This is a genomic window from Enterovibrio calviensis DSM 14347, from assembly GCF_000621165.1.
Lineage (GTDB): Bacteria > Pseudomonadota > Gammaproteobacteria > Enterobacterales > Vibrionaceae > Enterovibrio > Enterovibrio calviensis.
Genome location: NZ_KK211217.1, coordinates 86,571 through 113,403, shown reverse-complemented (window position 1 = coordinate 113,403; position 26,833 = coordinate 86,571). Strand labels below are relative to the sequence as shown.

The window sequence follows — 26,833 nt, the reverse complement described above, 5'->3', positions numbered from 1 at the left end:
AAGCTGTGACTCTTGTGCCAAGACAGATTCTATTGTAGTGAAAATGAAGCGTTTTTATGCGTCTGCTTGAGTAATATTGTGATATTCAGCGGGTATTTGATCCCACGCAGACTTAATTTCGCGCAAAATATCGATCACGTCATCGATCGGGGCATCGAGATTATCCCTGTTAGCTTCAGAGATCTGACGGATCATAAAATCGTAAAGTGCATCTAAGTTGGTAGCAATTTCACCACCATCATCCATAGAAAGACAGGTTCTTAGGCTGATAATGATATCCAATGCTTTCCCAAGACGCTCTCCCTTCATTGGAATATCGCCTTGTAGCATCGCAGCTTTACCTTGGATCAGGCGTTCAATCGCTCCCGCCATTAGCATTTGTATCACCTTATGCGGTGAAGCAGCGCTTAATTGGCTATCGACAGATACCTTTTTGTAGGCCTGAAGTGACCCTCTCATAACAATCCTCACCTACTCGAATTTTTTATAAAGTTGTACTGACTTACGCCCTTTAAGAAAAGAACTGGCATTGGCTGCAGCACTGTCACGATGTCTTTTTATCAGACTATATATATGCTCGGTGCGCGCTATCGCGACTGACCAAGCTTCTTTTTCCGGTGCTTCCGGCAACATCGTGATTTCTGCCAGACATTGCTTTCGATCACTCAATAACTGTGCCATTTCATCTTGGTCAACCTGACCTTGAGAAAGCACTGAAAGTAACTGATCGTCTATTGCTTCTAACCGCACGACTGGTGAACTCATGACCTACGTCCTTACGATGGCATGATATTCATCATGGCAGATAACTGCGATTGCATCTCGCCCATGGCGTTATCCATCGCAGAAAATTGCTTCAATGTACGGTTTTGGAGATCTTCCATACGGCGATCTAGTGTTTCTTGCTCATCACGCAAACGTACTCTCTGATCACCAAGACTGCTCTCGCGGTTTCGAATCGTACCCGCTACACCAGTAAATGATTGAACAGCTTCTTCGACTTTGCGAGCAAATCCATCATTGCCGCCAAAAAAACCTTCTAACGCAGAAAAATTTTGCGTCAGCTGTTTATCTAACATCGAGTTGTTAATTTCTAGTCGCCCGTCCATTGTCGTAGAAAGCCCTAACTCACTCAGGGTTTTCAACGAATCAGGCGCACCTTCTATCGGCGTCGAAAACAAAGAACGCATTTGATTCACTGCAGAGCGAATCACACTGTCACCCACTAAGGGGCCACCTTGCTGAGTTTCAGGGTCATATTTCGACAACGCTTTGGTCACTTGATAGAAAGCGTTGTAAGCATCGACAAATTGTTCCAATGACGCCTTAACGGTATCACGGTCTTCATCGACGTTCACGGTGACAGGCCCATCTTCGGCCGTCGTCACTTTCGACACTTCGATATCAACACCACGTATTGCATCAGAAAATGTATTGGTTTCACTCGACACCAATGCCAAACCGTCAATCAAAATGCGTGCATCCTTCGCGGCCTGCATTTCGTTCATCGCATTGTTCTGACTGGCTGGGTTGAACGCCAACGCCTGCAGCGGACTCGTGATGGGCGCGTTCACTGTCACAGCGAGTTGATTGTCTGCGCCGGTTTTATCCCCCCCTAAGATCATACGTGCGCCACTGTCATCGTTAATAACAGAGGCTTTGATACCTGGGTTGGATGGATGTTTGTTAATGGTACGGACAATGTCCAACAAGGTGCTTTCTTCGGGCTTTATTTCAATGGTCGCCGAACGTCCACCGAGATTTAGCGTAAGCTTACCTGCGCCGAAATCTGCTTTGGCATCTAATCCGTCAGACACCAATTTATGAGATTGGGCGAGTTGTTGAACATCGATTGAATATACGCCGGTAACGGCTTGATGGTCAGCGGAAGCGGAGACGGTTTCTGGATTATCTGAAACCGTGCTCCGCGACGCGAAGGTATTGCTACGGCGAAAGTCATACATCAGATCTTTCATCGTATCGAGGGAAGTTTTAAGCCTACCGTAAGCACTGATGTTAGTTTCAACATCATTCATGTTCTTAGCAATACGCTCTTGCTTGGGCGCGCGCTCTGCCTCAACAATTTTGCTGACCATGGAACCTATGTCCATTCCACTGCCAAGGCCTGTTGCGCTTAAACCCATTACTTACCCACCTCGTTTATACCTTTTCTGCAACAAGCCCCCTTGAATGAAGGGAAAGTTGCTGTGCTAGCTCTAACATTTCTTTTTCAGGGATCTGTCTAATGATATCGCCACTACTCATTTCATAAACAGTGATAATACTTTTTCCAGAATCCTCATCTAATCGAAATGATAAGCCTTTGTTAAAGGTAGACACAAACTCATCTAGTCGCTCTACCAGCATTTCAAGCTGTTCCTGCTGTACCTTCTGTGTGCTTTCAAATCTGTCGATTTGTTCTACACGACGTTTGGCGAGTTTCTCAGCACTCTCAGCCATTTGTTGCTGGTTCGTGATTTCGGGTTTAGTCCCCCCCACAGATTCTTTACTGCTAGCAACTTTTGTGCCGGACTGTGGAGTCACTTGAGACAGGGATGACGTCGAAACGGATGATATGTCCATCTTTCTTCACCTCCTGTTAGCTATTGACGGTGAGAGGCGACTCACCGTCATCTGCTACATCTCTATTATCCTAACAGGCTCAATGCAGCTGAAGGAGCCTGCTTCGCTTGTGCAAGTATAGACGTACCAGACTGCTGCAGGATTTGAGATTTCGTAAACTGCGTCGTCTCTTTCGCGAAGTCAACGTCACGGATACGGCTGTTAGACGCACTCACGTTCTCGTTAACGTTATCCAAGTTTGCAATGGTGTGGCTCAAGCGGTTTTGCTTCGCACCCAGTTCTGCACGGTGTGAGTCGATATACTGCATTGCGTTATCAACTAGACCAACAGCTTTCTGTGCGCCACCCACGGTGCTCACATCCACATCTTTAACGGTTTCAGACACTTTAGTCGCTGAGTTCATGCCCAGAGACGCGCCTAATGCACCGGTAAAGGTAATGTCAGAACCTGATGCAGCAACAACTTGCAGCTCACCATTTTCAGACACAGATGCAGAGATTTTGCTGTCTGCTTGACCGTTGATGTAAGTTGCGATTTCTTCAACATCATCGCCATCTTTAGCAGAAATGCTAATGGTTGATGTTGAGCCATCGGCGTTAGTAATTGCCATGTTTAGCGTTGAGCCAGCGGTTGCTGTCCATGCTGCCATGTCAGTACTTGCTGCAACTGTTGCTTTGAAGGTGCTACCACCCATCATCGCTTCATCAGCACGGGTGTTTTTGAACTCCATCATGACAGCTTCACCGGCGTCCGCACCCACTTGGAATGCTTTGGTGCCGAATGTGCCGTTCAACAGTTTCGCACCACCAAAAGAGGTCGTTTCTGCGATACGGTTAATTTCATCTTGGAGTGCAACAACTTCTTCTTGAATCGCTTTACGCTCTTCAGAACCGTTAGCACCGTTAGCTGATTGTAGGGATAGGTCACGCATACGCTGCAGGATGTTGGTGGTTTCTTCCATCGCACCTTCAGCAGTTTGTGACATTGAGATACCGTCGTTGGCGTTGCGAACTGCAACATCAAGACCGCGGCTCTGTGAAATCAAGCGGTTAGAAATTTGAAGACCTGCTGCATCATCTTTCGCACTGTTAATGCGGAAGCCTGAAGACAGACGTTCCATTGAAGCATTCAACGAGTCAGTTGAACTGTTCAAGTAGCGCTGAGCGGTCATTGCGGGCACGTTAGTGTTTACTGTAATAGCCATAACTATTCTCCTTCGGTACTAAGTCCGGCTTCCGCCCAGCTATGTAGGGAAAACCAGTTCTAAATCTCTCACACCCTATGTAACGGCACATTAAGAAAAACCTTTACACCTTTTTTCCTAATATTTTTACACCCTGATGATGCTTGGGTTTACCCGTTAAATCATAGTGCTATGAGTGTTTTCGCCCTCGGAGAGAAAAACTTTAGGATTGAATTTAAAAATTTATCTATGACTAAATACGCATATCCTCAAAACCCTGATGGAGACTGAGCTGCAGGGAGAATTTACGTGGCGTTGATAAACAAGAAATGAAATTAATTACGTGATGACGAGCGGACAAATACGGAGAAAAAAGCGGGAGATTGCCGTGGAAATGGCATAAAAAAAGCGGCAATTGATTGCCGCTTCTTGCTGCTCTATTGTTTAGTTGCTCATAAAGCGACTACTGAAGCAAGTTGAGCGCTGCTTGCGGCAACTGTTTCGCTTGCGCAAGTATAGAGGTACTTGCTTGTTGCAAAATCTGACCTTTGGTGAGTTCGGTCGTTTCTTTCGCAAAGTCCGTGTCACGAATGCGGCTGTTCGATGCAGACACGTTCTCTTGGATATTCGACAAGTTACTAATGGTGTGGCTCAGGCGGTTTTGTTTTGCACCCAAATCCGCACGCTGACTGTCAATATATTGCATGGCGGAGTCAATAATGCCCACGGCCATTTGTGCGCCACCAACATCGCTGACATCAATGTCTTGAGATGTAATCGCGGCACCCGCGCCTGTGACCAAGCCCAATGATGCAGCAAGCCCACCACCAAACGTGATACTGCCTTCTAATTTCTGTTCAGCGATAAAAATTTGAAGTTGTCCGTTGCCATCAACTGACGCTGAAACACTCTCATCAGACTGACCATTAATAAAGGTAGCGACCTCTTCAATGTCATCACCGGCGACGGTTTCGATATTCAGGTTAATGGTGTCGCCCGCTTTCGTTACGAAAGACATGGTCAGCGTTGATGCTGCAGAAGACACTTCCCAACCTGCAGATTTGGCGGTCGCGCCAGTGAACTCTGCACCACCCATGCGGAAGTCATCAGCACGAATACTGGTCAGCCCCATGATGATAGCTTCACCAGAATCAGAGCCAATTTGGAATGATGCTTCACCAAATGAACCATTAAGAAGACGACGACCACCAAAAGCTGTGGTTTCAGCGATACGGTTCAATTCATCTTGAAGTGCACCCACTTCTTCTTGAATTGCCACGCGCTCGGCACTACCATTCGCGCCGTTAGCGGACTGCAAAGACAAGTCACGCATACGTTGCAGGATATTGGTCGATTCTTGCATCGCACCTTCTGCGGTCTGCGCGATGGAGATACCATCGTTGGCGTTTCGCATGGCGACATCTAAGCCGCGGGTTTGGGCAATGAGTCGGTTTGAGATCTGCAGACCCGCAGCGTCATCTTTTGCGCTGTTGATTCGACTACCAGACGACAAGCGTTCCATCGACGTATTAAGATCATTTGTCGACTTATTCAGGTAACGCTGCGCAGTCATCGCAGACACGTTGGTGTTAACTGTTACACCCATTTTGCTCTCCTTTGACTTTCGCGTACTTTGCGAAACAGCCTACCCGCGACAAATAATTCCGATTACTAGCGGGAGCAGCCTTCAGTTCGTTATTAGGGACGTATCAACCAAGGCGATACTTACTTGCTCAACCTAATACAAATTGCGTGCCAATAATTTATTTTATTTATTTTCAACAACTTAATCACAAACACTCTCATTGTGTTCGTAAAAGCGGCAAAGGGTTTCATCCTTTGCCTCACACCAAACGGCAATTCACCGCCTCTGAGTTTTGCGAATAAAATGTGCCTTCTTACCGTTACAGCACACAAAAAGATGAACGCCATTCATGGGCAAAACCCCATATTAGTAACTAAACGCTCAAAAATGAAACAATCACTCTTATAGGTATAGGCAATCGGCACGGTATTTGCTGCTTTTTCTGATATTGCAGACGTCACGCCCAACGCACCCACTTTTAATGGATCCGCTATGACCAAAGTTTCCGAATCTCAAGGCAATGCCTTAACGCTTGAACAAGCCTTTGAGCAGGGCGTTAGCTTGTATCAGCATCAGAAAAAAGATGAAGCTCGTGAGATCTTTGAGCAAATACTGCAACTGGCACCAGACGCCGTGCCCGTGCTCCAAGTGCTTGCTGTGCTTGACGTTGAGAAAGGGAATTGGCAAGACGCTCTGCATAAGCTCGATAAAGCACTAACCATTGAACCGGGCGACGGCTCTCTGCTTTTTGATAAAGCTCAGATACTGCTGCAACAAGGTATAAACAAGGAAGCACTTGAGATCGTCGACAGTTTGTTGGCTGTCGCGCCTGAGCACCAAGATTTGCTCACCATGCGGCAACAGCTTACCGCAGCGATCGGCAACGTGGGTGAAAGCCGCCGAACGGCAAAGTATCAAGCCAATGTGCAGTCTCAGGCTGCCAGCGCGATTGATGCCGAAGTGTTGGAAACCTTGACCCTTGCCGACAAATTTTTCGCTGAGGGTAATAAAGAACAAGCGAAGCAACTTTATCAAGCTGTGATCAGTGTGGCGGGCGATGTGCCCAAGGCTTTACTCGGACTGGCAAAGCTGCAACTTGGAGACGAAAACTTCGGACTCGCTCGACAAACACTGCTTCGCGCTTTTGATGTTGAGTTTTCTGACAACGAGTTCTTTATCTTACTCAGCCATTGCGAAATAAAGCTGGGCGAATACAAAGCGGCAAGAGATGTTTGCCGACAAGGTTTAAAGCACTGGCCTGATAATTCTTTGCTGTGCCGATTGCTGGTTCAAAGCTACGAAAAAGACGCCAATTGGTTGGAAGCGTATCGCATCGCGCTCGAGTACAGCAGGCAGCACCCGAATGATGCCGACTTAAGATACCGTCTCGCCACCGCAAGCTTCAATCTATTAAGATCGCGCCATAACTTCACCACCACGGCCATTCTTGATTGCCAGAAACACATTGAGACCGCGTCGACTTTGGCGAATAAAGAAAACCAACAACGTCTGTCGCTCTATCTCGCCGAAGTGCTTTGGTATAAAGGCGAAGCACTCGCATCAAAAGCATTACTTGAAAACCACATGCAAGCATTCCCTGACGACATTGAAGCGGGGTTCAATGCTTGCTTTGTTTATCGTACCTTGGAAGAGTGGGAAAACTACTATCGTACTAACGAGTTGGGCTTGGCCTGTGGCCGTCGATTGCGCTACCAAGGCGCGCTGCCACAATGGAACTTAGCCCGCCCTAAAGATGACATTGTTTTAGTGATGCCAGAGCAAGGTGTTGGGGATGAGATCCTTTACTTCCATAACCTCAAATTGGTACTAGAAAACAGCAAAAAGGTCTATGTGGCCTGTGACCCTCGTCTTGAGCCTATTTTGCGTCGCGCTTTCCCAGAAGCCATCATTGTGCCGATTAAGCGTATTGATCACCAAGATATCGATGTCCCCAAAGATGTGATGGATGATATTACTAGCTGGGTGGCTGGCGGCAGTTTGGCTGCTATGTGTTATCAAACACATGGTCGTCACGTTTACCAAGCCGCATATATCGACTTAGGCCAAGCGGTGTCTGAACACTGGCAGTCTCGCCTTGAAGCGATTCGCGAAGCCCACCCCAATAAACAATTGATTGGTCTTTGCTGGCGAAGCGGCCTAGCCGCGGCAACCCGAAATATTCACTATTTGATTGCAGAAGAAGTCGCACATCTGGTTAAGCAGTTTCCGAATGCCCTCTTTATCAACCTTCAGTACGGCGATTGCTCAAAGGAGCTGAAAAAGATAGCCAAACGCTCCGGCGTTGACGTGTTGCAGCTAGAAGGATTGGATCTGAGGGATGACTTCGAAGGCACGGCCGCTGTCATCAAACAACTGGATGCTGTCATCACGGCCGGTACAGCCGTTCATCGACTCACTACCGCCGTTGGAACGCCTTGCCATGTTTTCTTTGCAGGGCAAAAGGATTCGGATTACTCGACACCACACCCCCTGTATTGTGACAATGAATTTGGCTATTTCTACCCACCAATGTTGGAGAACAAGTACCGGCTGCTGGAATCGATTGCCCGTCAGATTCAAGCAAACTAGCGTGCTAGCTCAACACAGCACTTCACCTGCTCTACAATTGCTGAATAGGCGCTGATTGAAAAGAAAAAGGTCAGCATTCGCTGACCTTTTTATGTTTAACAGAAATAGCTTAAGCTTCTGCCGCCACGTTGATGACGCATGGCGGACGCCGCGTTTCTCTCGCAGAGACAAGCAACAACCCTAAGGCCATCGTTCCTGCCACCAGCATCACAAGGAACACACTGTGATAGTTATGAAGCTCGGCCACAATGCCCACAGTCACGCTCGACGCTAGGCTCGCAATCATGATCGCGTTGTTAAACAACGTCGTTGCAACCCCCATCTGGTTTGGCATTTTGTTTTGAATAACCACCATGCCAAGGCTTGCACTGATACCAATGGCGAAACCATTCAGTACCTGCAAGGCATAGATTTGCCACAAAGCTTCTGCATTAAACAACAAGCCGTAAAACGCACTCGCCGATATCGCACTCAGCACCATTAATCGTTGCGGTGCTACTTTGGCCGCCCAAAGGCCCGCCAATACCATCACCGGAATTTCAATAAATGCAGCCAGTCCTAATATTTGCCCAGCCACAGAGCCTGCTAGCGAGAGTTCTTTGGTGACATACAGCGGTATCGACATCACGTACATGTTATTTGCAAAAAACAACATGAACACCGCAATCAGATAAAGAGGCGCACCAGGGACTTTTCGCCAAGGTTGACGAACGTCCGTAACACTATTGGTCTCCGTATCTTGCACCTTGTTTGACGGGAACATACGCCAAACGATCAGCACAGAAATCACCATGGTCGTTGCTGCAAACATAAACGCGCCATTGAATCCCACTGCATCATAAAGAATGAAAGCCAATGGAGGGCCAATCACCCAAGACAACGACAGCATGGCACGCATCAAGGACACAAACAGTGTGCTCTTATCCCCCAGATTTTTGTCGGCAAACTCTCGCCCGACGGCAAAGGTTTGTGGCATCGCAGCAGCAGTGAAACTCGCAATGAATACCATCACCGCCAATGCCAGATAAAAATCGCGGATAAACATAAAGAGTGCCATCACAACAACAAAAGCACTCTGCGACAACATAATGATTTTACGGCGTTCCCAGCCCAAATCAGACAGTTTGGCAATGCGTTGCGACACAATCACACCGCTGAAAATTGAAACAGCCAAAAACACGCCCATTTGTAGCGGCGACGCATTCAATCCATCGACAACAAAGATCCCTAAAAGTGGATAAAAGAAGCCACCACTTAGCCCGCTAAACAGGCTAACCAGCAAATAGCTGACTGTCGCTTTCTTCGTTAAAAAACTGACATAGTTTTTCATCAATATCTCTCAGTAATCGTGAGTTTCGGTTTTAACTTGTGGTGCAGTTTAGGGATAAATATGCATCTCATGTGATATCTATCGCGCAACCACTGATACTATTCCTTCATTTTCTTTTAACCCACTGACAATCTGGGTAAAAGTATGGCTACTCCAACCATTTATTCGTTGAGACAACGCCATGCGACCAATCATCGAACGCGTCCACAAAGATGTCAGCCCTAGCTGGCACTTTGCCGATTACCACTGCACAGAATCTAAGACTGGTGTGCAATGTGGTTGGCACTATCACGATGAAATTGAACTGGTGCTGTATTACGATCCCCTCAACGTGTCGCCAGGCAAAATCATCATTGATGATTACATCGGCGATGCATCAAACAACAATGCCTACCTCACAGGCCCCGGCTTACCGCACATGCTGACCTGCGTCTCATCTACGGCCACGCCGGAAACGCCCAGCAGTTCTCATGTACTTTGGCTTGATCAGTCTTGGTTACAGTCCTTGATGGTCACCGTGCCGGCAATGTCTGCCGTCAGCGACTTATTGGTACGCGCCAACAAAGGGCTTAAGTTGTCCAAAGCGACGTTCGATGCTTTGTACCCTTTGATGAATGGTGCGTCGCAGCTGAAACCCTCCGCGCAATTTTTGCGGGTGGTGGAAATCCTTATGCTGCTATGTGAAGACAAATCAGCGCAGACACTGACTTCTCGCCCCTTCTGCTTTTATGTGGCGAAAGATACGCCGATTTTCGACAAGCTGGAAAAAGCGCAGCAGTTTATCGCCGACAACTACAACACGCAAATTTCTGTTGAAGATATCTGCAAACACCTCCACATGAGTGAAAGCTCGGTCTATCGCATGTTCGAAAAACACTTTGCCGAAAGCTTCTCAGATCATTTGAAAAATCATCGCTTAGGCAAAGCATGCGAATGGTTGATACGATCAAACATTGCGGTTTCTGTGGTGTCCGAACAAGTCGGGTTTACCAACCTGTCGAATTTCAATCGTCAGTTTCGAGCAGCGAAAGGCATGACGCCGACGGCATTTCGTCGGCTATTTAGATAAGGAGATCGGGAGTGACTTTGACCTTATATGTAGTTAAACAAGGTCAAATCTTTGGCTTTTGAAAATGCTTGCTGGGACGCTTGCAACGCCAATAGGTTCTCATTCATTTCGATCACCGCTGTGGAATAATCCAAATCTTCCATGGTACCCAGTGAGCGATTCAAGACCAGTTTGAAGTCACGATGCATGCTCTCTTGGCGATCAAGCGTCGTCAAGCGTGTACCCACTTCTGAACGCGTTTTGTTCAAATGCTGAAACGCTGCAGAGAACTGCTCAGTCACCTGGTGCAATTCGGCGGTGGCGGACGCGTCAAAGATGCTTTCATGAGACAAGTCGATACCTCGCTTGAACGCATCAAAGACATTGAAGGTCTCTTGGCGCTCTAGGGCAATGGTGTCGCCGTCTAGCATTTCACCCTCGAAACGCATGGTTAGCGTACCAAACTGAACGCCATCTTGCGGGTCATACATGCCGGTGCTGACAACCGCACCATTTTGCATGAGTTCGTATTGTGTTTGCCCATTGGTATCAACATTGAACGTCACCGCATAGTCCGAGATATCAGCATTGTTGCTGTTTGTGGCGCTGGAAAGCAGTAATAGCGACCCGCTTTGCAGCTCATACTCGGGCTGGTAATCCCCAAAAGGATTTTCGATTTCCATGAATACTTCATCGCCAGGGTCGCTCGTTTGTACTTCCACGGCTGGAGCCACTTGCGCCGTGCGGTGATAACTATCTCCCGCGTAACGAACACTACCTGCGCCATCACGATAAAACGGTTGCTTGCTCGATTGCGTACCCGCAAACAAGAAATTGCCGGACTCATCTTTGGCATTCACCAAGTTCATGAAGTTATCGTAGAGACCTTTCAAATCCTGACGGTGTGCGCTTCTATCATCGTCCGACAACGAACCATTGATCATTTCCATGGTTTTTCGTTTGGCGCTGTCCGTCAATTGCTCTGCGTCATCAATGGCAATTTCGGCACGGGTTTGGCGGTTTCGAGCCAACGTGATGGAATCAATGTATTGATCGAGTTGTTTGTCTTGTTGACTGAAGTTCTGAATATATATGGATGCAACAGGATCGTCGCCAGAGGTCAACACACGCTTACCTGTCGCAAGCTGATCTTGGTTATCCTGCAATTTCACCTGCTGGCGCATCAAGTCATTCGACACTGATTGATAGTTATGAAAACTGGCAATGCGGCTAATCATTACTCACATCCTTATCGGGTTGCGTTTAGCAGGGTTTCAAACGTTTCATTTGCCGCCGTCATGATACGAGACGACGCCATGTAGGCGTGCTGGAACTTCATCATGTTGGCCGCTTCTTCATCAAGGTTAACCCCTGATATTTCGGCAACGCGCCCCGATGCGGCATCGTGTTCAACACGGCTAACGTCCTCAAGACGAACGTAAGAGGCTTTTTGTACCCCTAGGTCGGTGTTTAAACCTTCGTAAACATCAATCAGACTCGAGCGCCCACCATCCATCAGCTTTTGGGTCTGTAGTTTCTGCATACGGATCAAGTTGCCGTTCTCACCGTCTGCAGGGACAAGACTGACAGAAAAAACGTCTTCTGGCGCCGCTCCCCCGGTTAACTCAAACACAGTACCATTCACATTCACGGGGGTATTTGGCGGGTAAGACTGCGGGGCGAGCAAAATATTGCCCTTCATATCAAGCACAGCAAACTGAGAAGCATCCGGTGAAATAGCGACCTGAAACTCTTGCTGTGCGCCGGGCTGAAGAATTTTCAAGTCTCCTTGCCCGGTTAACTGTGACTTCGAACTAACATAACTTTGTGCGGCAATTTTTGCCGAATCTTCCATTGTCACGCCGATTTGACCTGCCGCTTGACGTACAGGACGAATGATCACTCTCTCACCAGCAACTAGACCCGTGTCGAGTTGAATATTAAGGCCATCAACACTGATCGTCGGTGGTGTACCTGATGGCGCTACCGACATGGTATTTTTATCAGGATCAACCAAGGTATATTGACTGCCGTCATACTTTAATTGGTAGTCCCCAATCTTAAGCTTCGACAAATCGGCGATGTACACTTTCATGTCAGCCGTAGAGTCAGGGCTTTTTATCACCCGGTCACGCGCGATGTTTTCACTGTTGAAGTCAACAAAGATATCGCCACCAACGTTTCCGCTGAGATCATAACCTTGGCGCTGAAGATCATTGATTGACATGGCAAAGCCTGCTGCTAGTCGTCCAAGTTCATCACGCGCTTGACCTAAAGTCTTATCACGATATTCGAACATGGCGCCCAGCCTTCCGCGTATATCATCGTTATCAATAGGCTTAAGTGCCTTACCTTCTACCAAGGCTAACCGTCGTTTCTGATGGTCAGGCACACCAGGAACCGTGCGAAGTTCACTGGAGTGAAGGCCAGACACTAGTGTGTGTCCGCTGCCAATAATGACATTGTAAAGGCCGTCGTCGCGTTGGTTAATGCTGACCTGCGTAAATTCAGACAACTCATTGATCAAGCGCTGATGACGGTCGAGTAAATCGTTATCGACTGATTGGCTTTTCAACAATGCCTTATGAATATCGACAATCTCTCGGCCAATATCATTCATGCGGGTCAGCGTCGCATCGATTTCAACCGTGGTATCCATTTCTTGCGCCTGCAGCATGGTGTTAATGTCATTCAAACCGGCAGAGACTAAACGAGATTTTTCGAGCACGACTTTACGTGCCCCCATGTCACTCGGACTATCGGTGAGGCCTTTGACCGCGCCGTAGAATTCATTCATGTTCTCGGGGATTTTTTTTGCCGAGTGCGACATCATGTCGTCAAGCATAGTGAGCTGACCATTACGGGTCGCTGCATGAGAAAGCGCAGAGGTGGCGATGTTGAATTCGTTGACCGCAAATTTGTCGTAGTTACGCCTTACGGCAGCCGCATGAACCCCTTGCCCCCATTGGTTAGCAGACCAATAGGCAGAATCGTTGGAGCGCTGCTCAACGGACTGTCGGCTATAGCCTTCAGTATTCACATTCGAGATGTTGTGACCCGTTGTATTGAGTTGACGCTGTGCTGTTAATACGCCCTGGGAACCGAGCGATAGCAGATCAAACCCCATTCTGCCTCCGTATGCGAAAATGCATAACCTACAAAAGTGTGTATTGAACTTTTAATTCAAGAATCATGCCATGATATTTATTCTTTATTTATCTGACAGATAGGGTAGATACGGAGCAGATTGGCGGTGTTTTTTTGCGAGGTAGGCAAGAGCTTGCCGTTAGGAGGAGAGCCAAGACCATAAGCCAAAAGAAAATTTCGGCAGTAAATCGATGCCCGCGAAAGATTTAAGTAAATACAACGCGACGACAGCCATGGAAAACAAGGCAAAGGTACCAACCAGCAATAGGACGACGCGCCATGCATTGGCGGCGGTTTGTTCCGCTTTCGACAATTCACGACGGTTACGGCCAAACAGTAAGACTAAATAGTAATTCCAACCAAACCCACCCATCACGGTGCGAATATCAACCGCGTGACTGGCCTTCCCTCGCGTGCCGTACATCAACTTCACTTGCAGCAATTGCGATTCAGTAAACGTTGCGCCTACATCATCGGGCACTTTTTCTAAAAAGGAACGAATAAAGGGATCACGACGAAGAGAGCCAACTTCATTGAGCGATTGCTTGGCTTCTATTCGCTCATTTTGAGGCTCTGTGATGCGTCGTTGGGGTTCCGTCATCAATCCATTCCTTTTAGGGCTGTATGGTTAAAGCCATCATCTATATGAATAGCGTAGCCTATTGCTCCATGATTCCTTTCACCCGACTAAAAACGCTCATCACTTTGTCTGAATACTGTGGATCGGTTGCATACCCTGCCTGATGCAGACCACGAATAAATGTCTCGGGTTTCTCGGTACTTTGAAGCGCGGTTGAGTATCTTGGGTTCTTATTAAGAAAGCGCACATAGTCATTAAAGCTATCCTCATAGGACGAATATGCTCGAAATGACGCCATTTCCTGAACCGGAATATCATCGTGAAACTCTAACGTTTGAGTGGCCACTTTATTGCCTTCCCAACGCGGATCAGCTTTGATGTTAAACAGGTTATGGCTGCTGCCTCGCGCATTCGCGATCACTTTCTTGCCCCATCCAGTTTCAAGTGCCGCTTGTGCGATCAAAATGGCAGGATCGGTGCCCAACGCACGAGCTGCTTTTTGCGCATACGGCGTTAACCGTTCGACGAATTCGTCTGGTGTTTCAAATGGCTTACTTTCCGGTCTCTTAGGAGCAGCATTTCTTTCTGCCAATAGATGCGGGCTTGGAATCATGGTCTGCTCGGTTGGCCTATCAAGCATATTGAAGGTGTCTTCTTGCAACACATTGGGATTCTTTTCAGCCAATGGCGGGGCAACTAACGGTGGTATCTGACCAAGCTGAATACGGTCACTGGCGGAGTTCTCTCCTGCATCCATTGGCTCACTGCCTTGTGACCCTTTAAATTGCTGAACAATCAAATCGGCTAGCCCTAATGAGCCTTCACGAGACAACGCACTGGACAGCTGTTCATCGGCCATTTGTTCATAGAACTTGGAGGTGCGGTTATCGACGAGATCAGACTCGAATGCTTCGTTAGCTTGGCGCATGGATTTAAACAGCATTTGCGTGAACAAGGCTTCGAATTGTTCCGCCGCTGCACGCATTGCATCATCCGATTGCTCGCCACTCGCGGCTTTTTGACGCAGTAGATCTAAACGGCTGATGTCATGGATAAATCCGGTGTCTAATGGTGTCTTCATGATTAAATCACTATGAGTTGGCCATCGATAGCGCCAGCTTGCTTCAATGCTTGCAAGATCGCCATCAAATCAGAAGGAGCAGCGCCGACGCCATTCACGGCACGAACGAGATCGTCCAAAGACACACCAGGCTTGAAGTGGAACATTCGACCATCCTCTTCAGTCACTTCCACACCTGAATCTGGAACCACGACGGTTTCACCACCAGAGAAAGCACCCGGTTGGCTCACTTGTAGGTTTTCATTGATAGTGACCGTCATACCTCCATGGGTAATCGCAGCAGGGCGAAGACGCACGTTTTGCCCAACAACAATGGTACCGGTTCGGCTATTCACAATGATTTTTGCCGCGCCATCTGCAGGTTCAAACTCAAGGTTTTCGATAGTCGACAAAAAAGCGACACGCTGAGATAAATCACGGGGGGCTCTCACGCGCACGGACATGGAATCCATCGCCGAAGCCGTATTTGGCCCTAAGAAGCTATTGATAGAATCCGACATACGCTGCGCTGTCGTGAAATCAGATTCGAATAAATTGAATGTGATGTGGTCGCCACGCCCAAACGGACTCGGCACTTCTTGCTCGACAGTCGCACCGTTGGTAATACGACCCACTGTCGGCGTATTGCCGACAATAGACGAACCATCAGCGCCTTCTGCACTGAAGCCACCCACAATCAAGTTACCTTGAGCGATGGCATAGGTTTTTCCATCAAGACCTTTCATAAAGGTTTGCACTAACGTACCGCCGCGTAAGCTTTTCGCAGAACCGATAGACGACACGGTGATGTCAATCTTTTGACCCTGCTTGGAAAAAGCCGGTAATTCCGCACTCACGGCCACCGCTGCGACATTTTTAGTTTTCGGTTTCGTGCCTGCCGGTAATTGGATGCCAAAATTTTTCAGCATCGCATTAAAGCTTTGATCGGTAAAAGGCGTGCTTTCACCTGTACCTGCAAGGCCAACCACCAAGCCGTATCCGACCAATTGGTTGCTGCGCACACCAGCGACTTCCGACACATCTTTAATGCGGGCAGCATGGGCAACAGGGCTTGCCAGTACAGTAATAAACAAAAGCGTTAGCCAATTTTTCACGTCAAATCTCCGACAACGTCACTACGTTTATAGAACAACATTGAAGAATCGTGCCAACCAACCCTGATCTTGCGTATCTTGTCGATCGCCCGTGCCAGAATATTGAATACGCGCATTTGATATGCGCGTCGAAGCGACGGTATTCTCTTGGCTAATATCATCTGGACGAATCGTGCCGCTCAGGCGGATATATTCGTCACCCGTGTTCAACGTCAGCCACTTTTCACCACGAATAATAAGATTGCCATTCGACAATACATCGACCACTTCTACCGAGATTGAACCACTGATGCTGTTGCTTTGGTCTGCACTGGTAGAACCGCTGGTTGAATTGTCATGGCTCGAGGCATAAGAAAGATTGGATTCGCCGATGGTGACTTCTTGTCCGCCCATTTCGAGCGGGTCCATGCTCAAATCACTGGATTTAGCGGCATCGCTGCTGGCACTCTTTTTCGCCTGCGTTTTTTCTTCTAATAGCACGGTAACGATGTCGCCAATACCACGTGGCTTGGTGTCATCATAAAGATCTTGAGCTTGAGTAACGCTAAACAATGAGCCAGTGGCGGTAGTGTAATGTTCAGGTTGACGAGTAGGATGAAGCGGCGCCCAGCTTGGGTCGCCTGCGATCGCATCTTCGCGATTTCGCAGCAAACCAATTAAGCCATCACCACTTTGTTCAGTATTCCCTTCAACCGCATCGGTCTCTGTGGTGCCTTGAACAATGTCACTCTGCGCGAGCAGGGCTTCTTCGTTGATCAGGCCACAACCCGATACCGTTGCTAACAAAAAGCCTGTGATCAGTAACTTCTTCATCCTCGCTCTACTCCCTTATAGCTGCTGGTTAACGTAGCTAAGCATTTGGTCGACCGATGAAATCACTTTCGAGTTCATTTCGTACACGCGTTGCGCTTCGATCATGTTGACCAATTCTTCCGTCACGTTCACGTTGGACGTTTCCAGCATGGATTGTCGAATGCTGCCCAAGCCATCAATACCAGGAACACCCTCTTGCGGGTCTCCACTTGCGCCGGTTGGCAAGTAAAGGTTTTGACCAATCGGCTCAAGGCCGCCCGGGTTGATAAAATCAACCGTCGTGATCTGCCCAAGTACCGCATTCGCAGTTTGACCACGAAGCCTTGCAGAGACTTCGCCATCTGTACCTATGGTCACTTGAATTGCATCAGGCGGAACAACGATTTCTGGCTCAAGTGCATAACCGGCACCCGTGGTGACAAGCACGCCTTCGTCGTTCAAGGTGAACTGACCGTTTCGTTGATAACCAATGTTGCCGTCAGGCAGCAAGACTTGGAAAAAACCATCGCCTTCGATCATCATGTCCAAGGCATTGTTGGTCGTTTGCGCGTTGCCGTTGGTGTGGACACGTTGTGTGGCAACCACTTTGGCACCTGCACCCAGCATCAAACCACTCGGCAGCTCTGTATTTTGAGAAGACTGACCACCCGGCTGATTGATGTTTTGATAAAACAAATCTTCAAACACCGCGCGAGATTTTTTGAACCCCACGGTTGAGGCATTCGCCAAGTTGTTCGAAATGGTCGAGATATTGGTCTGTTGTGCGTCTAGGCCGGTTTTACTTACCCATAAAGCTGGATGCATGCTAATTCCCTCTTAATTAACCCATGCGCAACAGAGAATTAGATGCTTGATCCATTTCCTCTGCAGTCTTCATTAGTTTTACTTGCATTTCGAAGTGACGTTGAAGGTCAATAAGACCCGTCATTTCACTGACGGCATTAACGTTACTGCCTTCTAATGCACCTGTAAGAAGGGTGACACCTGCATCCGCCGCATAATTAGTACCGGGGTTCACAGGTTTGAATACACCATTCTTGTCTTTAAATAGTTCAGCATTATCAGGGCGAACAAGCTTAATGCGGTCGACTTCTTCCATCGCGTCTGGTGGTGCGCCTTGCGGCAACACAGACACGGTGCCGTCCGAGCCAATCTCAATTTTTGACACTGGAAGCGGAAGAAAAATCGGTGCGCCACCTTCGCCAAGGATCAAGTGTCCATGACCATTTTGCAGCATGCCCGTTTGGTCAACTTTCAAGTTACCTACGCGGGTGTAGCCTTCTTGTCCGGTACCATCGAGAACCGCCAACCAACCGTCACCTTTTACGGCAACATCCAGTTCACGGCCTGTAGTAATGGTGGAGCCTTGTGCAAAACTGTGCCCTGGGCGCTCAGTCATGTTAAAAACGCGCGTCGGCAGACCTTCGCCATATGCTTGCATCGCACGGGCTTGTTCTAAATCTGCTCGAAAACCCGTGGTACTTACGTTAGCCAAGTTGTTGGCACGTAATTGAAGGGCTTGCATGTCTTGTTTTGCGCCACTCATGGCAAGAAATAATGCGCGATCCATAAAGACGTTCTCCTGTCGCTTATGATTCATTCAAAGCAAGAAGAGTGCCAATATGTAGAGTTATTTATTTACAAGAGGTTAGTGTAATTTTTGAACGTTCCATTCAGGAAGAATGGCAAAAGTGAAGGGCAATTTAGGAATAGATTTGCCGCCCAAATATCGGGCGGCAAAAGAATAGTCGTAAACCAATGTGCAAATACGTGAAGTTAACGAATTTGAAGAATGGTTTGTTGCATCTGGTTACCCACTTCCAGTGAACGCGAGTTTGCTTGGAAGTTGCGTTGTGCGGTGATCAAGTCCACCAGCTCTTGGGTCATGTCGATGTTCGACTGCTCAATCGTACCGCTCTTCACTTGACCAAATGCACCCTGCATTGCTTCGCCCCATACTGCTTCACCGGATTGTTGCGTCACTTTCCACTGGGTATTACCCGCTTGCGACAAACCTTGCTGGTTCGAAACACGCACCATTGCCACACGACCCAGCGCGACATTTTCACCGTTACTGTAAGTCGCCATGATGGTACCTTTCGGGTCGATATCCACTTTCGCAAGATAACCCGTGGTCGCACCATCTTCGGTGAACTTACGCATTTCAAACGGTGATGCATACTGCGTCGGGTCTTCAAAGTTTAGCGTTAACGACTGTGTGCCATCAGCGCCATTCATTTCGAGACCAGCACCGTTCGCACCCAGTTCAACGGTTTGAATAGGTTGACCACCATTCACGTTGTTCACGGAGCCGTCACTGTTAAACTCCAGCGAGTGACCGACATGACCCGTCGCATTGGTAAACTCACCAGCCGCTAGGTTGACGGGTTTTTCGCCAGTAGGATCAGTCGCTGTATAGTATACCGCCCACTTGTTCGGGGTGACGTTGTCTTTGACGTAGTAAGTGGTGAGCTTATAAGGCTGACCCAGTGAGTCAAAGATGGTTGCCGACGTCGCTTTGTTGTAAGTATCAGGGTCTTCAGAGTTGAACAACGTAGGATCTTTCTCTTCACCGCCCGCAGGCAAGTTCAAGCCAATATCAACGTTTTCCGAGGCTCGAGGCTGACCAAATTGATCCGGTACATTCAATGATTTTGGTTCGAAAGACCCCACTTGCAGGGTTTCATTGTCCACATTGTAGCCAAGAAGAAATTGGCCTTCGGAGTTAACAATGTTGTTGTTTTTATCTAGGTGGAAAGCGCCGTTGCGCGTCAGCTGGTTAGTTTGGGTGGCAAGATTGTCATTCGCCACGGCAAAGTAGCCGTTACCACTAATTCTCAGGTCAAGCGGGTTATTGGTGTAAATACTTGAACCTTCATGGAATTGCTGCGCGACGATGGACGTTTGCACACCACTACCCGTTGTAGTTTTCGCGTTCGAAAAAATCGACGCGGAGTAAACATCACCAAACTCAGCACGCGACTCTTTAAAACCAAAAGTGTTGGCGTTCGCAATGTTGTTACTGGTGGTGTTCATGTCTTTTTGAGCTGCCGCTAGGCCACTCAGTGCGATATTCAATGCCATTGCTGGAACTCCTCTGTCCTTTTAGCTTTTACCCGCGCCGGTGACGCCAGCTTTACCTACTTCAAGCACTTCGGTGAGTTTGACCGGAGATGCATAACCCGCGATGTTTAACATCACATTGCCGTCACCATTGCCCAAGAGGACACTGTTAACGTTGGCATACGTTGAAAGTTCAAAGTCTTGTGACTTGCCGTCAATGTTGCCGCTGACATTCATGCTGTAGTTGCCTTCCGGCAGTGTCTTGCCTGTATCGTCTTTTCCATCCCACTCAACACGATGGTCACCTGGGGATTTTGCACCAAGGCTAAAGCTACGTAGCAATTCACCTCGGTCGTTTTGAATTCGGACAATGACATCGTTCAACGCTTGCGGCAGTTTCACCATGCCAGCGATGCCACCTTCGGCTGATTTAAACCCGCCATTGCCAGGTACCAGCACGTCTTGCCCCACCAAAGATGATGCTTGAAGCGCTTGGCTCGATGTCATTGCGGCGTTCAATGAACCAAACTGCTCATTCATTTTGCCGATACCGTCAACGGTCGCAAACGATGCCATTTGCGCGATCATTTGTTCGTTATCAACCGGTTTGAACGGGTCTTGGTTAGCAAGCTGCTTGGTCAGCAAAGAAAGAAAATCTTCCTGATTGAGATCGGTCTGACCGGTTACTTTCTCACCGGTGTCACCGCGCTCAGTGCGCTGCTTTTCTTGTAGCGCTTTCAGTTGGTCAATGTAGCTGCCGCTACCTGTTCCCCCTGCGCCATCAATCGGATTCATAATGCCGTCCTCCTACCTTACTTGCCCATCTGTAGGGTACGCATCAGCATTTGCTTGCTGGCTTCTGCGACTTCTACATTGGTTTGATAGGAACGGGATGCGGAAATCATATTCGCCATCTCTTCCATCACGTTGACGTTCGGTTTGAAAATGTAACCTTCAGCATTCGCCATCGGATGCTCAGGGTTATATTCAGCGCGAAGCGGCTTTTGGCTTTCAACAATGCCCTCAACACGTACAGGAACACTGGAGCCTTGTTGGCCGGTGAATTTGTTTAATTCCGCAGCAAAAATTGGGTGGCGCGCTTTATAAGTTTCTTCAGCAGAGCTGCTGACAGAGTTCGCGTTCGCCAGATTGCTGGACGTGGTATTCAGTCGAACAGACTCTGCGCTCATCGCAGACCCAGTGACGTTAAATACATTAAATAGACTCATCCATTAATCCCCTTTCAATGCCTTGGACATGTTTTTAAATTTTGACCCAAGGAAATCCAACGATGCCTGATACTCTAGGGCGTTTTGCATAAACAGGTTACGCTCAACTTGCGCATCCACTGTATTGCCGTCGCCGGTATCGGGCTGATTTGGAATTCGATACATTTTTTGGCCGCTCACGTTTGTAGAGGCAGCTATATGCCGCCCATCCGTTCTGCTTAGGCCAATATTTGCCCCAGAGGTTGCCGCTTTCAGAGCGCGTTCGAAGTCAACATCTTGCGCTTTGTATCCCGGCGTATTTGCGTTCGCCAAGTTACTTGCGAGGGTTTCAGCCCTTTGACCACGCACCCCTACGGTGTGTTGATGTATACCCAGCGCTTTGTCGAACGATATCGCCATGAGGCAACCTCCTAAACTTTACTACCCAAACAAAAGCAATAGTGATGCCAACTTTACGCTATTCCCTTTGAGTCACTGACATGCGCATATATTTCAGTCAATTAACGACAATCCGTTATTTGTCACAGCGCTAGCTAAGAATGCCAGACACAAAAAAAGCGGCAACTTCTGTGCCGCTTTTTCTTATGTAGCGTCGGGCTACTTCAATTTGTAGATAATGCCTGGATTGCAGCGAATCATTTCAAAACGGTCTGTTAGGCCCGTCAACGACTCTGAAGCGCCTAACAACAAATACCCGCCAGGGTTTAAGCTGCCCGCCATTTGATTCAGCACTTGTGATTTCATGTCTGGTGAGAAATAAATCAATACGTTACGACAGAAAATGATGTCAAACTTACCCAGCATGCTATAGCTGTCCATCAAGTTTTGAGGCTTGAAGGTCACCATACGCTTCAGTGTGTCTTTCACTGCCATCCTGCTGTCACCGGCGTCTTCAAAGAACTGTCGCTTTCGCTCAGGAGACAAACCACGACTTAACGCCAGATTGTCATATACACCCGCTCGGCAGTTTTCCAGCATGGTCGACGAAATATCTGTCGCCGTGATGGAAACGTTACTCAGAAGCCCTGGCTTTTTCGCTTGAACTTCCTGAATTGTCATCGCAATTGAGTAAGGTTCTTGACCAGACGAACTTGCCGCCGACCAGATCTTAATTGGGCGTCGACCTTCAGCCACTTCTGGAAGTAACTTGTTAGCAAGCACTTCAAATGGATAAGTATCGCGAAACCACAACGTTTCATTGGTCGTCATGGCATCAATGGCTGCAACAGCTAGATCGCGGTTTCTGTTGGTAAGCACAAGTTGAAACAACTCCGTCATTGACGCGAGCTTATATCGACTAATGAGCGGACTGAGTCTGCTTCTTACTAGATATTGCTTGCTGTCACCAAGAACGATGCCACATTTGCCTTCAAGGTATTTACAAAAATCACGGTATTCTTGCTCGGTGATCGCTATATTCGTCATGGATTATTATTCTTGGCCTTTAACCGCATTTATCACTGCCGCACTCAATTCATCAGGGTCAAACTTAGGAATAAATGCGTCTGCACCTACTCGCTTAACCATGGCTTCATTGAATACACCACTGAGAGATGAGTGCAATACTACATGAAGATCCTTAAGATTCGGATCCTTTTTAATTTCAGTGGTTAACGTGTAACCATCCATTTCTGGCATTTCAATATCAGAGATAACAAGCGCAATTTTATCGTAGATACTGCCCTCTTGAGCTAACTCTTGAAGCTTAATCAGTGCATCTCGTCCATCATGCGCCAACATGACTTCATAACCAATAGTCTCTACTGCACGCTTCACTTGGCGGCGAGCAACACTCGAGTCATCAGCCACGAGGACAATATTTGCCTCCTCGCCACCTTCTTCAAACACTGGCTTCTGTGCAAGCACTTCATCACTGATAGCTTCATTGACAGGGGAAATCTCGTTTAGGATTTTTTCCACATCAAGAATTTCTACCAACTCACCTTCAATTTCAGTGACTGCGGTTAGGTAGTTCGATTTCCCAGTACCTTCAGGTGGGGGCAAAATCGCTTCCCAGTGCATATTAACAATGCGCTCAACCGAGCCCACTAAGAAGCCCTGTGTCGAACGGTTGAATTCCGAAATAATAATAAAACGGTTCTCTGGATCTGTAATCGGTAAGCCGCCAGTAGCGAGGCTCATGTCAATGACAGAAATCGTTTGACCACGAATATGAGCGACACCTTTAACCAAAGGGTGAAGATTTGGCATGGACGTTAGCTTAGGGCACTGGAGAACTTCCTTTACTTTAAATACGTTAATGCCATAACGCTGCTTACGCATCAAACGGAAGGTCAATAGTTCTAATCGGTTCTGGCCCACAAGTTGTGTGCGCTGATTGACCGTATCAAGAATCCCCGACATAAGATAAACTCCATATTGCCTTGTAATTGTTATCGTATTGCAGCAAGCAAATACCTGACGCCACATGTTGGCACGCAAGTTGAAAGCACACTGCAGCTATTTATTTATCATACTAACCAATTTGAGACTTATGTGTTATCAACGATTAGTCTGGCTCTTTATCGGCACATTTCTCAGTGGCTTTAGCTCAATTATAGCCGCTGCTCCAGTAAATCAACTTGAAGCTGTAAAAGAAGCTGCAGAGGCGCATGTAGAAACGCTAATCACGACGCCTGAATTCGGAAAACTAGAAGTGGAAGCGGGTCATTTGGACTCGAGATTAACGCTGTCTAACTGCCCGTCTCCTCTTCAAGCCATCGTACCTGGCCGCCAATCACTCAACAAAAGCGTCACCGTGCTGGTCAGCTGCAAAGAAGACAACTGGCAAGTTTACGTGCCTGTCCAAATTCGACTCATGACACCTATCGTGGTGGCGAAGCGTCCGATGGATCGCGGCGTGACAATTAGCCAAAGTGACTTGATTGTTCAATTGGTTGACGCTCGATTTCAGCGAGGGCAGACCTATACGAACCCTTCCACGATTATTGGGTCTAGAATTAAACGAGTTGTAGGAATTGGCGAACCTATTCAGGGCAATGACATTTGCATGGTGTGCAGAAATGACGAAGTCGTTATTACGGCCTCCGGTAACGGACTGAATATTATTGCAAAAGGCACAGCATTAAGTGATGGTGCTCTCGGTGAGCAAATTAAAATCCGTAACAGCAAATCGAATCGGATTGTGGATGGTATAATTACCTCTGTCGGCCAAGTCGCAGTAAAATTCTAACTTGATGCAATTAAGTGCTAAAGTTCATATGAGTACAGCCGATACTGTGAGCAACAGAAGGTTCGGACATTTATAAGGCTTTATTATGGCAAGTATCGATCATTTGCGTTCTGGTCAACCCATAAATACGAACAGAACCAATCAAAACAAAACTCAAAGTACTTCAGTTGAGTCCGGTGCAGCGCAAGTTAACACACAGCGCACCGATGCATTTTCTATGAGTGATGAGAGCAAAGCTATTGGTGCGCTCAATCAACAAATGGCAAGTGAAAGTCACTTTGATAGCGCGAAAGTTGCGGCAATCAAAGCGGCCATTGCTAACGGCTCGTATAAAGTGGATGCAGACAAACTGGCAAGCAATATGTTGAAGCATGAAGATGACTTCCGCGGAATCTAGCATTGCCCATGTCTGACCAAGTAACAAGCTTTGAGCAATTCCTTCAAGCACAGACAGATAATGTCAGTGAGCTTCTTGACGTCATGAAAAATGAGACGTTGGCGATAGCCTCCAGAAAATCCTCAGACATCGCATCGTATGCGAAACAAAAGCTTTCGCTCATACAAACGATTCAGCTTTGCGATGCCCAAATTGGTAAGTGCCCAGAGGCGGCATCCCCTTCTGATGATGCGAAGCAAACCATTAGTGAGATAAAAGCGGTTCTGGAACAATGTCATCAACTCAATGAAGCCAATGGTATCGCATTACAGCGCGCCCATCTCAGCATCCACAAGCTCAGAAACCTATTCCAAGAAGCCGCGGGCAAACATGAAATGACTTACGACAGCGATGGTAAAGCCTCTGGCAGTCGTACGCTTGGCACCAACGTAAAAGCCTAACCTTTCCAGCTCCACTTCAAGTTGGTCTGTTCACCTACTCCTTCAATACCTAACAAATATGCTCCTATCTTTGCCATCCACCTGAATATGTTCGCGAAACAAAACGACAGGCAAAGAAAAAGCCGCCATGGGCAGCTTTATTCATTCATTCATTCATTCACGCCGACGATTAACGTTATCAGCGACAACTTCAATGCTAGAAGATAATCGCATCATTTCTCGGAACATGATGGGATTCGCCATACTCTTTCATCTTGTTCATTTTTCGCAGATTTAACTCTAGTTCCGTCACATAGCTGTCGCCCACTTGATAGCTCGCTATCACCTCGGCGGCACGGATAATTCCGTCAGAAGCGCCATGAGTTCGGTCTTGCCCAAGTTGCTGATCGTCTACTTGTGTCAGACCACTCACGCGAATGCCATACACCTGCTCAGATAGCTCTTTATATGCTTCAAGTTTTGAAGCACGCATGGCTCGAAATTGTTTTTCTTCAAAGGTATCGCCACGTTGCGCACTGATCGACGCCGTTCCGACGGCTGACAGCATTTCTTCTGAGCGCATTTGAGTGATGGGCTGACATGCTGAAATCATCAGTAGCATGGCCAAAGATAACCAAATCTTCATTGTGTCTCCATGAACCTTTAAGGTTTCAAAATGATGGTGTCAGGTAAGTGCTTCCTTTGATCACCGCGAATAATCACGCCGTCTTCGATACGCACTTTTCTCAATGTATCTATGTCTCTGCCGATGCGTTCTGCAGGCAAAAAGCCTTGCGCCGACGCGACAACAACCCGCGAGCGCATGCCGACAATGCGCGCATTAACAAGCACACCGCCACCTTGGCGAAGCATCGTGCCTGTCAGCACGTAATCAATTTGCTGTTCAGGATGCAGCTCTTTCCAGTCTCGGCTTAAAGAGAAGTCACCCTCTTCCGTCACACGAATTGTGCCGGTATTTTTAAAATCGATGAGAGTGAAACCACGTCGCTGCATTTGATAAATCATCCCTTCGGTAACGGAATTCCCTAACCAGTTGGTCTGATTCATTTCTTCAACATCGACAAACGACACCACAGCCAGTGGTGTTCTCGCCGTCAGGTAATTGTTGGTTTCCAACAATTCGCTAGCAAGACCGTCGAGGAAGTAATCCAGCGTATGCCTTGGTGTTTGCTGCAACAAAAACTCACTACCCGCATACGGTTCTTTACCGTTATAGATCGGATTGTAAGCGCAAGATGCGGTTGCAAGGCTCAGTAATATCACTATCCAGTTTTTCATCGTTGTCTGGCTCCGGACACGTTTTAGGGCTGGCATAAGGCTCAACCAAGAAGAAACGATAACAAATTTATAGTTTCAACTTTTAGGAACATAATTTGCATCAATGGGGTTATATTTTGACTGTCATTGTTAACCACATTGCCGCTTTTTCCGCGATGTTATCTGGTCTAGCAATTTTTGTACCTACTATTGGAAGTCA

28 protein-coding genes are annotated in these 26,833 nt (G+C 47.5%); 5 read left to right on the top strand and 23 right to left on the bottom strand.

Features of this window, described 5'->3' with window-relative positions; all coding sequences use genetic code 11:
- Nucleotides 1-54 precede the first annotated feature (54 nt).
- The 6 genes from fliS to Q365_RS0118680 form a co-directional block, all read right to left on the bottom strand.
- Entirely contained in the window at nt 55-459 is a 405-nt protein-coding gene (fliS, locus tag Q365_RS0118705; protein ID WP_028024771.1) for a flagellar export chaperone FliS, read from the bottom strand.
- A gap of 12 nt (nt 460-471) precedes the next feature.
- Entirely contained in the window at nt 472-765 is a 294-nt protein-coding gene (locus Q365_RS0118700) for a hypothetical protein (protein ID WP_028024770.1), read from the bottom strand.
- 11 nt (nt 766-776) lie between these two features.
- Complete coding sequence (gene fliD, locus Q365_RS0118695) at nt 777-2,144, bottom strand: flagellar filament capping protein FliD (protein WP_028024769.1); 1,368 nt, start codon at nt 2,142-2,144, stop codon at nt 777-779.
- 16 nt (nt 2,145-2,160) lie between these two features.
- Nucleotides 2,161-2,583, bottom strand: coding sequence for a flagellar protein FlaG (locus Q365_RS0118690; RefSeq protein ID WP_028024768.1), 423 nt, complete (start codon nt 2,581-2,583; stop codon nt 2,161-2,163).
- 65 nt (nt 2,584-2,648) lie between these two features.
- A complete protein-coding gene (locus tag Q365_RS0118685) occupies nt 2,649-3,788 on the bottom strand; it encodes a flagellin (RefSeq protein ID WP_028024767.1) in 1,140 nt (379 codons plus the stop codon).
- Between the two features lie 442 nt (nt 3,789-4,230).
- The gene (locus Q365_RS0118680) at nt 4,231-5,373 is read right to left on the bottom strand and encodes a flagellin (RefSeq protein ID WP_028024766.1); all 1,143 of its coding nucleotides are present in this window, start codon (nt 5,371-5,373) and stop codon (nt 4,231-4,233) included.
- Between the two features lie 471 nt (nt 5,374-5,844).
- On the opposite strand from Q365_RS0118680, the gene Q365_RS0118675 reads away from it, so the two are divergent.
- Nucleotides 5,845-7,941: a tetratricopeptide repeat protein gene (locus Q365_RS0118675; protein ID WP_028024765.1), complete on the top strand. Its 2,097-nt coding sequence runs from the start codon at nt 5,845-5,847 to the stop codon at nt 7,939-7,941.
- A gap of 109 nt (nt 7,942-8,050) precedes the next feature.
- On the opposite strand, the gene Q365_RS0118670 is transcribed toward Q365_RS0118675, so the two are convergent.
- Complete coding sequence (locus Q365_RS0118670) at nt 8,051-9,271, bottom strand: sugar efflux transporter (protein WP_028024764.1); 1,221 nt, start codon at nt 9,269-9,271, stop codon at nt 8,051-8,053.
- Nucleotides 9,272-9,452: 181 nt separating this feature from the next.
- Between Q365_RS0118670 and Q365_RS0118665 the strand changes: the two genes are divergently transcribed.
- A complete protein-coding gene (locus Q365_RS0118665) occupies nt 9,453-10,340 on the top strand; it encodes an AraC family transcriptional regulator (RefSeq protein ID WP_028024763.1) in 888 nt (295 codons plus the stop codon).
- 23 nt (nt 10,341-10,363) lie between these two features.
- Here the strand turns inward: Q365_RS0118665 and flgL are convergent, their stop codons facing one another.
- The 14 genes from flgL to Q365_RS0118595 form a co-directional block, all read right to left on the bottom strand.
- Nucleotides 10,364-11,557, bottom strand: a complete 1,194-nt coding sequence (gene flgL, locus Q365_RS0118660) for a flagellar hook-associated protein FlgL (RefSeq protein ID WP_028024762.1) — start codon at nt 11,555-11,557, stop codon at nt 10,364-10,366.
- 11 nt (nt 11,558-11,568) lie between these two features.
- Complete coding sequence (gene flgK, locus Q365_RS0118655; protein ID WP_028024761.1) at nt 11,569-13,446, bottom strand: flagellar hook-associated protein FlgK; 1,878 nt, start codon at nt 13,444-13,446, stop codon at nt 11,569-11,571.
- Between the two features lie 159 nt (nt 13,447-13,605).
- Nucleotides 13,606-14,067, bottom strand: coding sequence for a hypothetical protein (locus Q365_RS0118650; protein ID WP_028024760.1), 462 nt, complete (start codon nt 14,065-14,067; stop codon nt 13,606-13,608).
- A gap of 58 nt (nt 14,068-14,125) precedes the next feature.
- Complete coding sequence (gene flgJ, locus Q365_RS0118645; RefSeq protein ID WP_028024759.1) at nt 14,126-15,127, bottom strand: flagellar assembly peptidoglycan hydrolase FlgJ; 1,002 nt, start codon at nt 15,125-15,127, stop codon at nt 14,126-14,128.
- A gap of 2 nt (nt 15,128-15,129) precedes the next feature.
- Entirely contained in the window at nt 15,130-16,221 is a 1,092-nt protein-coding gene (locus Q365_RS0118640) for a flagellar basal body P-ring protein FlgI (protein ID WP_028024758.1), read from the bottom strand.
- 27 nt (nt 16,222-16,248) lie between these two features.
- Nucleotides 16,249-17,034 (bottom strand): flagellar basal body L-ring protein FlgH, encoded by a 786-nt coding sequence (flgH, locus tag Q365_RS0118635; RefSeq protein ID WP_028024757.1) that lies wholly within the window; start codon nt 17,032-17,034, stop codon nt 16,249-16,251.
- A gap of 15 nt (nt 17,035-17,049) precedes the next feature.
- Nucleotides 17,050-17,838, bottom strand: a complete 789-nt coding sequence (gene flgG / locus Q365_RS0118630) for a flagellar basal-body rod protein FlgG (RefSeq protein WP_028024756.1) — start codon at nt 17,836-17,838, stop codon at nt 17,050-17,052.
- Nucleotides 17,839-17,854: 16 nt separating this feature from the next.
- On the bottom strand, nt 17,855-18,604 hold the full coding sequence (gene flgF / locus Q365_RS0118625; RefSeq protein ID WP_028024755.1) for a flagellar basal-body rod protein FlgF: 750 nt from the start codon (nt 18,602-18,604) through the stop codon (nt 17,855-17,857).
- A 206-nt stretch (nt 18,605-18,810) separates the two neighbouring features.
- Complete coding sequence (gene flgE / locus Q365_RS0118620; RefSeq protein ID WP_028024754.1) at nt 18,811-20,118, bottom strand: flagellar hook protein FlgE; 1,308 nt, start codon at nt 20,116-20,118, stop codon at nt 18,811-18,813.
- Between the two features lie 21 nt (nt 20,119-20,139).
- Complete coding sequence (locus Q365_RS0118615) at nt 20,140-20,892, bottom strand: flagellar hook assembly protein FlgD (protein ID WP_028024753.1); 753 nt, start codon at nt 20,890-20,892, stop codon at nt 20,140-20,142.
- 17 nt (nt 20,893-20,909) lie between these two features.
- Complete coding sequence (flgC, locus tag Q365_RS0118610; RefSeq protein ID WP_028024752.1) at nt 20,910-21,326, bottom strand: flagellar basal body rod protein FlgC; 417 nt, start codon at nt 21,324-21,326, stop codon at nt 20,910-20,912.
- A 3-nt stretch (nt 21,327-21,329) separates the two neighbouring features.
- Entirely contained in the window at nt 21,330-21,725 is a 396-nt protein-coding gene (flgB, locus tag Q365_RS0118605; RefSeq protein WP_028024751.1) for a flagellar basal body rod protein FlgB, read from the bottom strand.
- Nucleotides 21,726-21,923: 198 nt separating this feature from the next.
- A complete protein-coding gene (locus tag Q365_RS0118600; RefSeq protein WP_028024750.1) occupies nt 21,924-22,751 on the bottom strand; it encodes a CheR family methyltransferase in 828 nt (275 codons plus the stop codon).
- A gap of 6 nt (nt 22,752-22,757) precedes the next feature.
- The gene (locus Q365_RS0118595) at nt 22,758-23,690 is read right to left on the bottom strand and encodes a chemotaxis protein CheV (RefSeq protein WP_028024749.1); all 933 of its coding nucleotides are present in this window, start codon (nt 23,688-23,690) and stop codon (nt 22,758-22,760) included.
- Nucleotides 23,691-23,820: 130 nt separating this feature from the next.
- Here Q365_RS0118595 and flgA point away from each other — a divergent pair, with 130 nt between their 5' ends.
- The 3 genes from flgA to Q365_RS0118580 all read left to right on the top strand — a co-directional run bounded on the left by flgA (nt 23,821) and on the right by Q365_RS0118580 (nt 25,356).
- Nucleotides 23,821-24,519, top strand: coding sequence for a flagellar basal body P-ring formation chaperone FlgA (gene flgA, locus Q365_RS0118590; protein ID WP_028024748.1), 699 nt, complete (start codon nt 23,821-23,823; stop codon nt 24,517-24,519).
- A gap of 85 nt (nt 24,520-24,604) precedes the next feature.
- Nucleotides 24,605-24,916 (top strand): flagellar biosynthesis anti-sigma factor FlgM, encoded by a 312-nt coding sequence (flgM, locus tag Q365_RS0118585; RefSeq protein WP_028024747.1) that lies wholly within the window; start codon nt 24,605-24,607, stop codon nt 24,914-24,916.
- An 8-nt stretch (nt 24,917-24,924) separates the two neighbouring features.
- Nucleotides 24,925-25,356, top strand: coding sequence for a flagella synthesis protein FlgN (locus tag Q365_RS0118580; protein WP_028024746.1), 432 nt, complete (start codon nt 24,925-24,927; stop codon nt 25,354-25,356).
- 196 nt (nt 25,357-25,552) lie between these two features.
- Here the strand turns inward: Q365_RS0118580 and Q365_RS0118575 are convergent, their stop codons facing one another.
- Nucleotides 25,553-25,981 (bottom strand): LPP20 family lipoprotein, encoded by a 429-nt coding sequence (locus Q365_RS0118575; RefSeq protein WP_028024745.1) that lies wholly within the window; start codon nt 25,979-25,981, stop codon nt 25,553-25,555.
- 17 nt (nt 25,982-25,998) lie between these two features.
- Complete coding sequence (locus tag Q365_RS0118570; protein ID WP_028024744.1) at nt 25,999-26,634, bottom strand: FlgO family outer membrane protein; 636 nt, start codon at nt 26,632-26,634, stop codon at nt 25,999-26,001.
- Between the last annotated feature and the right edge of the window lie 199 nt (nt 26,635-26,833).